Origin of the sequence: Mycobacterium zoologicum, from assembly GCF_020181635.2 — a bacterium.
GTDB lineage: Bacteria > Actinomycetota > Actinomycetes > Mycobacteriales > Mycobacteriaceae > Mycobacterium > Mycobacterium zoologicum.
The window spans coordinates 25,762-39,049 of record NZ_JAYJJS010000014.1; the positions used below are offsets into that span (position 1 = coordinate 25,762).

Here is a 13,288-nt window from a genome sequence, read left to right on the forward strand (position 1 = left end):
AAAACGCGTTACCGCTACTTCCTGGGGGTCAAGTGGTCGCAGGTTCAAATCCTGTCAGCCCGACTTAGGAAAATGGGTATTGACTTGCGAAGATACGGAAATTTCTTCAGCATGCGTACCCGAGATGACAACCACTCGGGGGTGCTGGCGACGCTGTCCTGCTGTTTCCGGTGAACCAGGGGGCGCTTCTGGCCTTGAGAATCGGCTGGGCTGAACGGATGGCGCGGCGCTCTGGTGCCAGTCGCGACGGTGGAGCGGACTCATCCCGTCGCGCGGTGCGGTCCCGGGTGACCAATCCGACGGATGCAGGTGGTCCGTGCCCGTGGCATCGCGGCGCCGCAGCGTTTTTCGGTGCGGCGCTTGAGGATGTCGGTGGCGTCCGCGTAATCCGATCGGGTGCGTGCGGCGCGCATGACCGCGGCCAGGGCGTTGTACTGGTCGGGCTGGCCGGACTCGTCGTAACCGTCTCGCATCGCGGCTTCGGCTTCGGCGCGCGACACCACTGCGGCGAGTTCTTCGGGGAGCAGTCCCAGTTGCACCAGTGCCCGAACCAGGTCTGCCTCAGCGGGTGGGGGCGCGTAGTCCCAGCCGTTGAGGCCCACCTTCTCGGCGATGACGTCGAGCAGGGCGAGAGCGTCCCAGAGCTGGGTGGCCTCTTCTTCGGTGAGCCGCCCCGACCGCACCAGGGCGTTCGCGACGTCATAGACCGCGTTCGCGGTGCGCGGGCCGGCGCAGATCACCTCGATGAGCCCGACACCCTGCTCGAGGCGTGCGGCGAAGACGACGCGGTGCTTGCGGCTGAGCACCTCCACGGTGTTCAGGCCCGCGAGGCGGTCGGCGGCCGACCGGTTGCTCAGAGGGTGCTTGCCGATTGGGTTCTCACAAAGAGTCACCACCTCGGTGATCACCGACTCCCGCTCATCGAGTGTCAGCTCGTCCAAGTACAGCAGAAAGTCCTCGGAGAAGACGATCTCGGCCTGATCGTCGGGCGGCCGCTGGTTACCGCGCATCCGACCCGGCGCGCAGTTGCTCCGCGCGCTGCCGCACACGGTGGGCGTCGACACCAACCTTCGCGCACAGCTCGTCCAGGCTGTACCGGCGAGACCGCTGCGCAACCAGGTCTGCGGCGGACTCCGCGACGGCCCAAGCGGCTTCGCGGACCTCGCGCACCTCGGCATCGACGCGGGCGGGGGAATCCACCACGGCGACCACCCGACCGTGACTGGTCAGGGCCACACGGTTGTCCTCGCTCAGCTCAGCGAGGGCGGAGACACCCTTGCGCGCCGCGAGGGACACGGGCACGTTCACTGTCGGGGACATTCTGCAACTCTATACATATCTGTGCAGTACTGCAATGGATTCTCGTCGCGGCGTGGTGAGGTGCAGCGACTGGATCCGAAGGGGCACATCTACTTCGAGGACCAGTCTGGGGTAGTCCGGGCGGTATGGCTGAAGCGGTCAGTTCCCGCCCAGCGCCCTGCTCGCCAACGCTGCCGCCGCGGGACTGGCGATGTCCCGCCGCGCCCAGGTGACGGGCTGATCGGTCACGTTACTACCGTCAGTACGCGGTCCCGCCCGACGTTGAGCGGAAGTGGCGCCAAGACTTGACGGCGGAGAAGATTGCCCAGCTGGACCAACCCGGCAATTGGCGCACTCTGAGCTATCTCTGCCACCACGACGACACCAGCTTCCTCCACGAAGTCGTCCGTGCTGAACCACGCGGGGAAGATCCATGCGGCCGTCCGCACCGTGTCCACTCGAACTGCGTCGCTAGACATCGAGAGCGCCCCTGAAGAGGAGAGACAGGGCCGAGAAGTACAGCTACGTCGGCGGGCACGCGTGCTCACCGAAACGGCGAACCGCTTCCTGGCTGATCCAGAGCCAATACCGCCTCTGCGACCTCGACCGAGATGGTTGGAGCGAGTATTGCAGGCGTTTCGTCGCACGTAGATGCCGCGCTCGGGCGCCTGAACCGGCAGCTGCGACAGTGGCTGCCGACGTGGACCGACCGCTGCTGCCTGTCCCAGGACCGCGTGGCGGACTGCGCCATGGCGCATTGCGGGGCAAACTTGTCGTTCGTGACGAAAGAAGACCGGCTCCGGCAGATCGCCAGGGATGTATTCCCGGACTGGTCGCGGCCGCCCAGGGTCGTGGTTGAGCAGATCGGGGTGCTGGTCGGGAGATGGCCGGTTGAAGGCTTCGCTCGCGAGAAGCTGCCTGATCAGCAGTGCCGTCTGGTGTGGATCGACCGGCACGCGATCGGACTGCTGGACTACATCGCAGACGCCGCGGAGGAGCAGAATCTGGATGCGCTGATCCGGCCGTTGAGCCAGGTCATTGGAGTCGACGTCAAAGCCTGTGGATCGGCGGACGCTTTCGGGGAGCGAACGTACCGGCGCGCAGTGATGGTGCACTTCGCATCGGGGAATCCGATTGTGGTCGACACGACCCAATACACGAACGACGGCCTTCGGGGTAACGCCGACCGGTTCATCGATCGGGTACTGGATGCACTGGCGGGCACGTCCGCCGGGGAATAGGCGCCGTGATCGACCAACAACTCGACCGCATTTTCACTCGGTAGGGTCCAACCGTGGTAGCGAGCAACACGGTCGTGCTGACCGACGAGTTCCGAGAAGCGTTGGGACTGCTGGCGGCCGGCCGGAACCTGTTCCTGACAGGTAAGGCCGGCACCGGCAAGTCGACGCTCATCCGCCATTTCATGGCCGACACCGAACGCAACGTCGTGGTCGTCGCACCGACCGGTATCGCTGCCCTCAACGTCGACGGCCACACCATCCACCGGCTGTTCGGATTTCGGCCCACCACAACGCTGTCCGATGTCACCGGTGGCGATTATCGGCCCGGACGCTTCACCAAGACGTTGGGCAGGCTGCAAACGCTGATCATCGACGAGGCGTCGATGGTGCGCGCGGACGTGTTCGACATGATCGCGTCGGCGTTGCGACGGTTCGGCCCGGAGCCGGGAAATGCGTTCGGTGGTGTGCAAGTCGTCTTGGTCGGCGACCTGTACCAGCTGCCGCCGGTGGTGACTGACGGTGAGCAGCAATATTTTTCAACGACGTACGACACCCCGTACTTCTTTTCGGCGAACGCTTTCAACCGTGAGGACTTCCCGAGCGTCTCGCTGACGACGGTGTTCCGTCAGCTCGGTGACGATCGGATGACCGCGATTCTCAACGAGATTCGCGAAGGCGTCTTGCTCGGACACGCCCGGCAGCATCTGGATTCCCGGGTGGACGCCGACTTCGTACCGCCCGACGACGAGTTCTGGTTGACATTGGCTCCCACCAACAGGCTGGTCACGGCCCGCAACCGCCAGCAGCTCGAACGGTTACCCGGCGAGGAGATGGTGCATCGCGCCACCGAATCCGGTGACCTGTCGTTGTTCGACAAGCCGCTCGAAGACGAGTTGCGGTTCAAGGTCGGGGCCCAGGTGATGATGCTCAACAACGATCAGGCGGAGCGCTGGGTGAACGGTTCCATTGGCCGCGTGGTGGGGGTGGGCTACAACCGGCACGGGGCGGTGGTCGACGTCGAGTTCCCCGATGGGGACGCCGCCGAGGTCGCCCCGTTCACCTGGGAGGCCACCCGCCCGGTAGTCGACGGCGGATCCCTGCGCCGCGAGGTTGTCGGCACCTTCACCCAGCTGCCGTTCAAGCTGGCCTGGGCCATTACCATTCACAAGAGCCAGGGCCAGACCCTCGACCGGCTGGTGGTGGACCTGTCGGGTGGGATGTTCTCCACGGGCCAGCTGTACGTGGCACTGAGCCGGTGCACGTCGTTGGCTGGGCTGGTGCTCAAACGCCCTGTGCTGCCGAAAGATCTGAAAGTGGACCGCCGGATCGCCCGGTTCCTGCGCGCCTCGGCCGCCACCGGAGGCTCTCGACGGTTCTGTGCGATCGGACTGCTCACCGTGGGCGATGAGGGCCGGATGTCCCGGCCGCGTCCGGTGGAGTTGGCGGTGGCGTTCGATGACGGCACCGCTGTGTCGACGCTCATCAATCCGCAGCGTGATCTGGCCGACGCCCGCCAGGCTTACCGGATCGGGGTGGCGGACGTGCTGCTGGCGCCCACACTGCGGGAGGCCTGGTCGGTCATTGCGCCGATGCTGGCCGGGTGCACGCCGGTCGGCGTGAAGGTCGACGAGACGCTGGGGTTGCTCGACTTCGAACTCAAACGGTTGGGTCAGGTCATTCCCATGCCGCTGGGGATCGAGCTGCGGGGCACGACCGTGACCGGCGACACGGCGCTGCAGCGGGCCAGATCCGCACTCGATGCTCTCGGTGCCGTCGATCTGACGGCCGGCTCAACACCATTCGACGAGCCCGACGAGACCGACGCGCTTTCGGGGATCCTGGTCAGTCGCGACCACGAGGTCGAGACCCCGACGGCAGCGCACCTGCCGGCCCTGTCCGCATTGCTGCGGATCAGCCGCGGTCTCGGATCCATCCTGCTGGGCATCACGCCCGCCGATAGCGTTGCCTGCTCTGGTGAGACGGATTGGGAGCACGCGGCACGCCAGAGCGCAGCCGACCAATTGATGCTGGCGGCGTCCCGGACCCGCATCCCCGACCAGGTGCAGGCGCGCCTACGAGATGCGTTGCAGGCATTGGGCGTCGGTGAGTTGGACATCGCGCTGGCTCAGGCACCGCAAACCGACCAGAACATCGACACGATCCTTGTTCCCGGTGCCCGCATCTGCTTCACCGGTACCGCGGTCGACGGCCAAGGCCGCGTGGTGGAACGCGACGAGATGGAGCGGCTGGCCGCCCGGGCCGGACTGGCACCGGTGCGCTCGGTGACCAAGACCCGTTGCGAGGTACTGGTCATCGCCGAAGCCGGAACCCAGTCCGGGAAAGCCCGCAAGGCTCAGGAATACGGGAAACCGGTGTTCACCGCGGACGAGTTCTTCGGCTGGGTCGGGGGTTCGCGATGACATGCCAACACAGGGCGGTGCACGTCAGCTGTTCAGCGACCACACCGAGTAGTTGAGCACTGTCGCGAACAGGATCCATGCGAGGTACGGCAGCAGCATGAGTGCGGCGGTGCGATGGACTTTCCAGAACGCGGCGATGGTGACTGCGACGGCGACGTCCAGCAGCAGGATGCCCAGCAGCGCGAAGCCCCGCGAGTCGTCAGAGCCTGCTCCTATGCTGTCGAGCATGAACGCACCCAGCGTTGACGACCGGCGTAGGCACATGGCTGTCCTGGCAGCGGCGATCAAGGTGTGCAGGCTCTGCCCGGGCTTGAACATCGCCGGTGAGACCGAATCCGCACCCGGCTACGGGGCGGTGGACTCACCGGTGGCCCTGGTCGGTCAGAGCTTGTGCGGCAAGCTGTGCATGGATTCGCAGATTCCCTTCACCGGAGGCTCCGGGCAGCTGCTGGATCAGAGCTTTGAGCGCGCGCGCATCGAGAAGCGGGATGTCTTTATCACCAACGTCGTTCATTGCCACCCACCGCAGAATCGCGAATCGCTGGACACCTGGGTCAGCAATTGCAGTCCCTACCTGAACCTTGAGTTGAAGATCGTTCGGCCCAGGTTGGTCATCGGACTGGGCCAAGACGCCAAGCACGCTCTGGAGAGGTTGTACGACCGGCAGGCGCAGAAGTTGGAACGCCCCTGTCAGTCCCTGGACCTGGACGTGATCGACAACGCGGGTCCGAAGTTGCTGTTCACCGAGCATCCGTCCTGGATCAAGCGGCAGCACAGCGATCAGCTGGAAAGTGACTACGTGGCCAGTCTTGCCGCAGCCTTCACCATGGCGTTCCGCGCTGTCACGTAGTGACTTCCGCGACGATCACGCCTCGCGCACCTTCAACAGCGTCTTCCCGACCTCCCCCGACGAGTCGAGCAGCCGGTGCGCCTCGGCCCGGTCACCGGGACGTCGGCTGCTGGCGCAACCGGGTCCGCGGGGTGATGCTTGGCGGATGACCAAGCGCATCTCAACGTCGTGTCCAACGTCTCGCACTATGCTGACCCATCCGAGCCGACCGGACTGTGGCGCTCGGAGCTGACGCACGCCTACCACGTTGACCGGGTTCTTCTGATCGGAGGAGGTCCTGGCCCGCGTCGACAAACTGGTGCCCTACAACGTCGAGGCGCAGATTAAGCAGCGCGGCGCGTCGTCGCCGACGGACGGCTGGTGACGGGACAGAACCCGGGCTCGGCCAAGTCGACCGCCAAGAAGGTCGTCGCCGTACTGGGCCGCTGAGGCCGGCTCAGCCGGTCAGCTCGCAGATCGCCACGGGTATCTCGCGGTCGGTCTTCGTCTGGTAAGAATCGACCGGTCATCGTGGCTCCCTCAGTCCAGGTCGGCGAGAACTTTGCGCGCCGCCTCGAGTTCGGCTTCCAGCACGGCGATCCGCGCGGCCTGCTGCGAGCGCGCCTCGTCCATCAACGCCTCGATCGGTGTGAACAGGTCCTCGTGCAGTTCCTTGGCGGCCCGCGACACCGCGGCCGCGGCGACCGCCAGACCCCGGACCAGGTAGCTGCTGCCCTGCTTGATCTCGGCGTGCCATTCGCCGTCGGCGGTACCGGTCACAGTCAGCGTCAGTTCGAGGGTCTTGGCCTTCTTACCGGCCGCCTTCTTGGCGGGCGCCTTGGACTCCGGAGCCGGGCTCTGCGGGGCATCGGACGCAAACGTCTCTGCGGCCGGGTCGGCGGGCACGTAGTCGGTGGCGAGCAGGGCTTCGGTGGCGAATGTGGTCATGGAAGTCATTAGAACACGCGTTCGATCAAATGGGTGTCTCAGGCCGTGGGTGTCGGCGTCATCGAGGCGATGAAATAGGTCTCATTCCCGGTCGGGTAGCCGCCGCCATCGGTAGCGATGTGGACGTGGTCGTAGTGATTGGCGGTCTCGTTGCCATAGTCCGAGGTCCAATTTCCGCCGCCGACGCCGGGGTAGATCTTCTGCCGCCAGATCACGTGGTTGACGCCCCAGCGCTTGGCGTTGGCCAAGGCATATCCGGCGATCTGGTCGCCCAGCTGAATTCCGGCGTCGCTGTGATAGTCGGGGATCATCACATCGATGGCCAGCCCGTCGGGATGCCACTTGAGCGGGTCCTGGCGGTAGCCGTAGATGGTCGTGATCTCTTGGAACAGCACCCCGATGGTGCGGGCCGCCCAGATGGTCTTGACCTGCAGTCCGTTCTCGGCGGCCACCCCGGCCGGCAGCGGGAACGCGAACTGTTGGCCCTCACTGGGCATCGGAACGCTGGCGGCCAGCGCGGCGACCTCGGCGGGGTTGGCGACGCGCATCGTGCCGGCGGGCGGCGCCGACGTCGGTGCTGCGCTCGGCGGTGCCGCCTGGGCGGTCTCGGTAGGTTTGGGCTTGGCGTCGTTCTTGTCCTGGGCGTAGATCAGTGCCGCGGAGACCGCCAGCGACGCCACGATGGCGAGGCCGCGACCGCAGATCCGGGCGATCTTCCCCCACTTCACCCCAAGCACCTTAATGAATGGGACTCGGAATTGGCTGTACCGGCGGCGTCAGGAGCCCGGGCACAGTTCCGCGCGTGCGCCGTCGGCGATCAGAGTGAACTGCGGCCACGCCGGATAATGCGGCAGCTGGGCCTCCACACTGCGGCCGACATGCAGGTTCTCGCAGATCATGTGTCCCAGCGCGCGCACGCTGGGCTCCGATATCGGCTCGTCACCGGCATAGCGGGCGGTGTACCCGTGTGAATTGAGGTACTTCATGAAGGAGGCGTCGTCGGCGTGGGCCGGTGAGGCACCCAGCAACGCAGCGACCGCCGCGGCCGTCCAGGCGGCTCCCGCCGGCGCGATCCATGTCATAACGGCGATGCTACTGCTAGCGTCAGCGGCGAAAAGAGAAAGGCGCTGGACGTGAAATCAACCGCCGTGGCGATGGCCCTGGCCGCAAGCGTGCTGGCAGGGCTCCTCGGTTCAGCGTCATCGGCTCACGCCGACCCGCTGAATCCGCGCGACCCCGACTACTGCGGCAACAGCCCGGACATCCTGTTGTGCAACGACCAGAAGTCGACCTACCCGAGCCCGGCCGAGATGGCCTACCTCAACTCCATCCGCGGACTGTTCGCGCCCGGCAGCGAAGCGCGCCGGCTGGCCGCCGGTCGGACCGCCTGCCTGGAGTTCCCCAAATACCCGACCAGCCTCATCACCGACCAGGTCACGGCGTATCTTCAGATCGCCAAACCGACCGCCGAAACGGTGGTGGCGGCGGCGCACTCGAACATCTGCCCGTCGGTGGCGCAACAGGGCTGAGCAGGATCAGCGCGCCAAGCGGCGCAACCCGTCTCGGATCGCGGCCTGCGCGGCGACGTCACACTCGTTGTAGGCCAGACACCACCGGCGCGCAGCGTCGGCCTGCGGTCCATGTCCACGAGCGGCCTCGATCGAACTCTGCGACATCAGACCGCCCGGATCGTCGACGTCCCAATGGAAGTCGAAATAGCCGGCGACCAGTTTGATCGACGACCGGGTACGGGCGAAATACGTGGCGTCGAACCACTTGAGCAGGTCGAAGGTGAGTCCGTCCAGTGCGGCGCTGGCGTCGGCGAACCTGCGGGTGATCGAGACTTCCGGATGGCTCCAGTGGAAGACCCGCAGCGTCCTGCCCTCACGTTGCGCCTGGGTGCGTAACCCCCATATGCGGGAGGAGAATTCGGTGGCCAGTGCGGCTTCGCCGGCGTCGTCGAGCGCCTCGAAGGAGATGACCGGTTCGTAACGGGCGGTGGTGTCGTCCTGACCGTCCCGGATGCGCAGGCCCCATTGATAGACACGTTGGTCGCCGTCCCACTCGATGTCGAAGTCGACCTCGATGTCGGCCGACGGCACCACCGGGAGATCGGGACCGCGGGGCTCGACATCGGCTCCGGCGCAGGCCATCCGGGATCGCCGGATCGCATTGGCAAGCCGGCCTGCCGGCTTCTGGGTGCCCACGGACTGGATGGCGAACGCCTCGGCGTCGGGCTGGGCCTCGGCCAGTTGCGTGACGGTCAGTGTCGCCCCGTCGCCGCAGTGGTCGTACAGATACTGCCACTCCCGGACGTTGAGATGGCCCGCGTCGAGGGTGAACGACGCGTCGTTGTCGCCGGCTACCTCGGCGCAGTGGTCGAACCACTCGCAGGTGTTGCAGGCCTCGATACGATAGGGCCGCACCAGTTCCCGTCCAGACGCTGCGGCCTGGGCCACCGCGAGCCGGAACGCGAACTCGTGGTCGTAGTACTCCATGACGGAGCGCTTCGCGCGGTACGACGGTTCGGCATCGGAGTAGCTGAGGATGGTCTCGGCGTCCAGGTCATACCAGGTGATGCCGTGTGGATCACCGATGAGCCCGGTCAGGTCCGAGGTGCCGATGATCCCGCCGCGGTGCGCACCGGTGTGATATCCCAGCTCCTGCAACATCCGGGTGTAATGCGCCAGCTGCATGGCATCGTCGCGCCACCGCGCCGCGTGATTGCTGAATCCGTTGTGCGCCAATGGCTGAGCCGGTGCGGCCAACGGCGACAGTTCCACTGCTCCCTTCTTCGTCGTGGCCAGTGTGCGGTGGCCCTTGACGTCGACCGGCAGATAGCCTGCCTCACTCCGGATGAGCACGTCGGGCTGCCCGGACCGGCCGCCGATACTCGGCAGGCATCCGCCGGCGATAACCGCGACACCGGCGTCCATTGCTGCGACGGTCGCCCGCTGCCGTTGGCTGGACCCAATGTCGGGGTCCACGATCAGCAGCTGCCCGGATTCCGGGAGGCAGTACCGGAGCTCATCGAAAATCGAAGCCTCGAAAGCGATTCCGACCTCACGCAACGCCAATAGATCCGGTGGGACGGCTACCGGCTCCAGGGTTGCCGGGCCGAACTTGTTGTGAGTGACCCGGGCGCACGTCTTCGCCGCGTAGCCGCTGAGATAGATATCCATGCCGTGGGCCTCACGACTCCGATCGTGCTGAAGCGCAGAGCAATTCGCCGAGCAATGCCGCAACGACACCGAACGCGAAATACAGCGGAACTAGCCAGGGAGCCACGCCGAACAGTCCGTCGGAGCCGGGCGCGTACCGGAACTGCCCGGCTGCGGCCACTGCCATCTCGGCGACCGGACCCGAAATCGCCGCCAGTGCACCGCAGATGATCGCCGGCCGGTCACCCAGCGCGCAGTAGGTGAGCGCGGCGAACGCGCAGATCAACGTCGTGACGGGAACGACCGGGCCGGTGTGCAGCAACGCGGTGACGACGTAGCTGCCCAGAACTGCGGCGATACCGGCCACGGATTGGCGCGCGGTGACGTCGGTGCGAACCGAAGGCAGGTGCAGGCGCAACTCCGCCAGGATCACCGTCGCAGCGCCGACCATGATCGGAAAATTGAGCGGACTGCTCCACACGAACGGCCACCCGTGTGCGGCCGTGCAGGTACTCGGTGGTTCCGGTGACGACGTGGGAATGGTCTCCGATCAGACCGGCGGCCGCTCCCACGGTGAACAGCAGCAGCACCGTCGACGGGCGAAGTTTCATCACCGCAGTATGCACGCGGTACCGTCCTGCTGGTGAGGCCCGGATGAGCGATGGCGACCGCGCCCGTTGGGACGCCAAGTACACCGACCGGGCAGCGCCCTCAGCGATCGGGATGGACGCGGTGTTCGCCGCGCATCAGGACGCGTTCCCCAGTTCCGGGCACGCGATCGACGTCGCCTGCGGTCAGGGCGCGGCCGCCGTCTGGCTGGCCCAGCGGGGACTTACCGTCCGTGGCTACGACGTCTCCGCAGTCGTCATCGAGCAGGCTCGTGATCTGGCGCAGCGCAGCGGCGTCGCGCACCGCTGTCTGTTCGAGGTCGCCGACCTCGACGCCGGGCTGCCCGCCGGGCTGCCCGCCGAGGTGGTGTACTGCGCGCGATTCCGGGACCGGCGGCTGGATGCGCCGATGACGCAGCGGCTGGCTCCCGGCGGATTGCTGGCACTCAGCGCGCTCAGTCAGGTCGGGGGCACCGCAGGACGCTTCCGGGCGGCCCCGGGCGAGCTGACGGCCGCATTCGCCGGCCTCGAACTGATCGCGCACGGCGAGGGGCAGGGCGTGGCGTGGTTGCTGGCCCGCCGCCGCGGTGAGCCTCCCAGAATCGGTTAGGAGCCGTTACGCAGGCGCAGCTTCGCGGTCGGCGGGCGCCGGAGCAGGGTCGGCCGGAGCTTCCTCGGCGGGAGCCGCCTCAACCGGAGCCTCAACCGGCGCCTCGACGGGTGCTTCGGCCGGAGCCTCGAACGGCGCCTCGGCCGGAGCCTCGATAGGTGCCTCGATCGGGGCAGCGAACTCGACGGCCATCGGCTCAGCCTCAGGGGCCGGAGCGGGCTCCACCAGAGCAGCGAACTCGACGGGGGCTTCGGCCGGTGCTTCCTCGGCGGGGGCCTCGGGGTCCATCGGCAGGTACATGTGGCGGGTGAACTGACGCTGGTAGGCACCGCCGCCGCCGATCCTGACGCCGCCGGACTCGCCACTGGACACCGGAGTGCCGTCGGGCAGGGTCACTGCGGTGTGGTAGCTGTTCCAGCCCACCACCAGGGCGCCGGGAGCGGTGCCGTACTTGAAGCCGCGGGCCAGCAGAGCCGACTCCTCGTTGGAGGTGTGGAACCGGCCGCTGAAGGCCGGGCGGCCGCTGGCGACGTTGGACACCCATGAGGCCAGACCGGAGCAGTCCGTGCCGGCGGGGCTGTTGCCGCCGGGGATGTACGGGGTGCCCGAGACCTGGTGGATCAGGGCCATCAGTGCTTCGAGTCCAAACATGAGGAAGCACGTTAACAACGGTGGACGCGGGGTGCCAAAATCTGTGTCAGGCATCACTTTTCAAGACAGAGTTGTTTTGTCTTACGCCGCAATGGAAAACGCCAGGTAGAACGGTCAAAATGCACCTGCGACAGCGTTTTTCATCGATGAACCGCAGGTAGAAGCCCTGCAGGCGCCAATCGAGAGTGGTTGCGGCGGGCCCTGATTCCGATCAACATGGTGAATTCCCCTGGTGAAACGGCTTGTTGCGTGATGTTTATTGTTGGGACTTGGCCCTTTTCACGAGGTTGGATCCGATGATTAGGCGCTGAATTTCGCTGGTTCCTTCGTAGAGCCGCAGCAGTCGCACCTCACGGTAGATGCGCTCCACCGGAACGCCGCGGATGTAGCCGCTGCCCCCGTGTACCTGCACCGCCAGGTCGGCGACATTGCCGGCCATCTCGGTGCAGAACAGTTTCGCCACCGAAGGCGCGATCCGGCGATCCTCGTTGTCGACCCATTGGCGGGCCGCGTCACGCACCAGCGCCCGCCCGGCAAGCACACCGGTCTGCTGGTCGGCGAGCATTGCCTGAACTAGCTGGAAATCGCCGATGACGGTGCCGCCCTGGGTCGCGGTGGCGGCATAGCTGACCGACTCGTCGAGGGCGCGCTGGGCGGCCCCCACCGCCAGCGCGGCGATGTGGATGCGGCCGCGTGCCAGCGACGTCATCGCCGCCCGGTAGCCGATGTCCTCGCTGCCGCCGACCAGGGCCGCGGCGGGCAGTCGCACCTGCGAGAAGCTGACATCGGCCGTCCAGGCGCCTTCCTGGCCCATTTTTGCGTCCTTGGCGCCGACCTCGACCCCGGCGGCGTCGGCGGGCACCAGGAACACCGCGATACCGGCGCCGTCGGCGTCGGCGGGCCGGGTGCGGGCGAACACCACGAACAGATCGGCCAGCGGGGCGTTGGTGATGAACCGTTTCTGGCCGTCCAACACCCAGTCGTCGCCTTCGCGGACGGCTTTGGTTCGCAGGCCCGCTGGGTTGGAGCCGGCGCCGGACTCGGTGAGGGCGAAGGACGCGACGACGGCCCCCGACGCGATGGGTGCAAGCCAGCGTTCGCGCTGCTCGTCGGTGCCGAAACCGACCAGCACCTGCCCGGCGATGCCGTTGTTGGTGCCGAACATCGACCGGACCGCCAGGCAGGTGTAGCCCAGTTCCATGGCCAGCTCGACGTCCTGGACCAGATTCAGGCCCAGCCCACCCCATTCCTGGGGAATGGCGTAGCCGAACAGGCCGAGGTCCTTCGCCGCCGCCCGCACGTCGTCGGGCACCTGATCGGTGTCGAGGATCTCCTGTTCGCGGGGCACCACAGCGGTGCGGACGAACCGGCGGGTCTGGGCCAGGATCTCGGCGAAGACGTCGTCGTCGACGGATGAGACGGATGAGACGGATGAGGTGGTCATGGCACGGCCCTTTCGCTACTGGCCCCAAAATCATATATGAAATATGATGTGCGGCGACCAGTAGAACAACGGATGAG

At 66.4% G+C, this 13,288-nt stretch carries 15 protein-coding genes and 1 pseudogene; 6 read left to right on the forward strand and 10 right to left on the reverse strand.

All coding sequences use genetic code 11. From position 1 onward, the window contains the following. Positions 1-260: 260 nt before the first annotated feature. Positions 261-1,010, reverse strand: a complete 750-nt coding sequence (locus tag K6T84_RS12910) for a hypothetical protein (RefSeq protein ID WP_225400201.1) — start codon at positions 1,008-1,010, stop codon at positions 261-263. After that, positions 1,000-1,320, reverse strand: a complete 321-nt coding sequence (locus tag K6T84_RS12915; RefSeq protein ID WP_224865543.1) for a hypothetical protein — start codon at positions 1,318-1,320, stop codon at positions 1,000-1,002. Before K6T84_RS12915 ends, K6T84_RS12910 begins: the two co-directional genes overlap by 11 nt. 758 nt (positions 1,321-2,078) lie before the next feature. Between K6T84_RS12915 and K6T84_RS12920 the strand changes: the two genes are divergently transcribed. Beyond that, the gene (locus K6T84_RS12920) at positions 2,079-2,540 is read left to right on the forward strand and encodes a hypothetical protein (protein ID WP_225400200.1); all 462 of its coding nucleotides are present in this window, start codon (positions 2,079-2,081) and stop codon (positions 2,538-2,540) included. A 53-nt stretch (positions 2,541-2,593) separates the two neighbouring features. Next, positions 2,594-4,960, forward strand: coding sequence for an AAA family ATPase (locus tag K6T84_RS12925; RefSeq protein ID WP_225400199.1), 2,367 nt, complete (start codon positions 2,594-2,596; stop codon positions 4,958-4,960). A gap of 24 nt (positions 4,961-4,984) precedes the next feature. On the opposite strand, the gene K6T84_RS12930 is transcribed toward K6T84_RS12925, so the two are convergent. After that, entirely contained in the window at positions 4,985-5,188 is a 204-nt protein-coding gene (locus K6T84_RS12930) for a tryptophan-rich sensory protein (protein ID WP_224865546.1), read from the reverse strand. Between K6T84_RS12930 and K6T84_RS12935 the strand changes: the two genes are divergently transcribed. After that, entirely contained in the window at positions 5,187-5,810 is a 624-nt protein-coding gene (locus K6T84_RS12935) for a uracil-DNA glycosylase (protein ID WP_225400198.1), read from the forward strand. The two genes, K6T84_RS12930 and K6T84_RS12935, sit on opposite strands and share 2 nt — an antisense overlap. 265 nt (positions 5,811-6,075) lie before the next feature. After that, positions 6,076-6,239 (forward strand): annotated as a pseudogene (locus K6T84_RS12940) (type 1 glutamine amidotransferase domain-containing protein); the annotation flags it as partial. 90 nt (positions 6,240-6,329) lie between these two features. On the opposite strand, the gene K6T84_RS12945 reads toward K6T84_RS12940, so the two are convergent. From K6T84_RS12945 to K6T84_RS12955, 3 genes are read right to left on the reverse strand one after another with little or no spacing between them, the layout of a single operon-like run. Next, positions 6,330-6,737: a DUF6319 family protein gene (locus K6T84_RS12945; protein ID WP_224865548.1), complete on the reverse strand. Its 408-nt coding sequence runs from the start codon at positions 6,735-6,737 to the stop codon at positions 6,330-6,332. 38 nt (positions 6,738-6,775) lie between these two features. Next, a complete protein-coding gene (locus tag K6T84_RS12950; protein WP_408066105.1) occupies positions 6,776-7,465 on the reverse strand; it encodes a VldE C-terminal domain-containing protein in 690 nt (229 codons plus the stop codon). A 48-nt stretch (positions 7,466-7,513) separates the two neighbouring features. Beyond that, positions 7,514-7,819 carry a DUF732 domain-containing protein gene (locus K6T84_RS12955; protein ID WP_224865549.1) on the reverse strand — a complete coding sequence of 102 codons (306 nt, stop codon included), beginning with the start codon at positions 7,817-7,819 and terminating at the stop codon, positions 7,514-7,516. A 51-nt stretch (positions 7,820-7,870) separates the two neighbouring features. On the opposite strand from K6T84_RS12955, the gene K6T84_RS12960 reads away from it, so the two are divergent. After that, positions 7,871-8,266, forward strand: a complete 396-nt coding sequence (locus K6T84_RS12960) for a hypothetical protein (protein WP_224865550.1) — start codon at positions 7,871-7,873, stop codon at positions 8,264-8,266. A gap of 6 nt (positions 8,267-8,272) precedes the next feature. On the opposite strand, the gene K6T84_RS12965 is transcribed toward K6T84_RS12960, so the two are convergent. Beyond that, positions 8,273-9,919 carry a recombinase RecB gene (locus tag K6T84_RS12965; RefSeq protein WP_224865551.1) on the reverse strand — a complete coding sequence of 549 codons (1,647 nt, stop codon included), beginning with the start codon at positions 9,917-9,919 and terminating at the stop codon, positions 8,273-8,275. Positions 9,920-9,929: 10 nt separating this feature from the next. After that, on the reverse strand, positions 9,930-10,379 hold the full coding sequence (locus K6T84_RS12970; protein ID WP_329786690.1) for a hypothetical protein: 450 nt from the start codon (positions 10,377-10,379) through the stop codon (positions 9,930-9,932). Between the two features lie 173 nt (positions 10,380-10,552). Here K6T84_RS12970 and K6T84_RS12975 point away from each other — a divergent pair, with 173 nt between their 5' ends. Continuing rightward, a complete protein-coding gene (locus K6T84_RS12975; protein WP_224865553.1) occupies positions 10,553-11,116 on the forward strand; it encodes a class I SAM-dependent methyltransferase in 564 nt (187 codons plus the stop codon). Between the two features lie 6 nt (positions 11,117-11,122). Here K6T84_RS12975 and K6T84_RS12980 read toward each other — a convergent pair whose 3' ends face one another. Both K6T84_RS12980 and K6T84_RS12985 read right to left on the reverse strand, forming a co-directional pair. Further along, complete coding sequence (locus tag K6T84_RS12980; protein WP_225400197.1) at positions 11,123-11,767, reverse strand: C40 family peptidase; 645 nt, start codon at positions 11,765-11,767, stop codon at positions 11,123-11,125. Between the two features lie 256 nt (positions 11,768-12,023). Further along, on the reverse strand, positions 12,024-13,211 hold the full coding sequence (locus K6T84_RS12985) for an acyl-CoA dehydrogenase family protein (RefSeq protein WP_225400196.1): 1,188 nt from the start codon (positions 13,209-13,211) through the stop codon (positions 12,024-12,026). Positions 13,212-13,288 lie beyond the last annotated feature (77 nt).

Excerpts from the sequence above, each read along its gene's own strand:
- K6T84_RS12910 (WP_225400201.1), bottom strand. The coding sequence starts at position 1,010 with ATGCGCGGTAACCAGCGGCCGCCCGACGATCAGGCCGAGATCGTCTTC.
- K6T84_RS12915 (WP_224865543.1), bottom strand. The coding sequence starts at position 1,320 with ATGTCCCCGACAGTGAACGTGCCCGTGTCCCTCGCGGCGCGCAAGGGT.
- K6T84_RS12935 (WP_225400198.1), top strand. The coding sequence starts at position 5,187 with ATGAACGCACCCAGCGTTGACGACCGGCGTAGGCACATGGCTGTCCTG.
- K6T84_RS12930 (WP_224865546.1), bottom strand. The coding sequence starts at position 5,188 with ATGCTCGACAGCATAGGAGCAGGCTCTGACGACTCGCGGGGCTTCGCG.
- K6T84_RS12945 (WP_224865548.1), bottom strand. The coding sequence starts at position 6,737 with ATGACCACATTCGCCACCGAAGCCCTGCTCGCCACCGACTACGTGCCC.
- K6T84_RS12955 (WP_224865549.1), bottom strand. The coding sequence starts at position 7,819 with ATGACATGGATCGCGCCGGCGGGAGCCGCCTGGACGGCCGCGGCGGTC.
- K6T84_RS12965 (WP_224865551.1), bottom strand. The coding sequence starts at position 9,919 with ATGGATATCTATCTCAGCGGCTACGCGGCGAAGACGTGCGCCCGGGTC.
- K6T84_RS12975 (WP_224865553.1), top strand. The coding sequence starts at position 10,553 with ATGAGCGATGGCGACCGCGCCCGTTGGGACGCCAAGTACACCGACCGG.
- K6T84_RS12980 (WP_225400197.1), bottom strand. The coding sequence starts at position 11,767 with ATGTTTGGACTCGAAGCACTGATGGCCCTGATCCACCAGGTCTCGGGC.
- K6T84_RS12985 (WP_225400196.1), bottom strand. The coding sequence starts at position 13,211 with ATGACCACCTCATCCGTCTCATCCGTCTCATCCGTCGACGACGACGTC.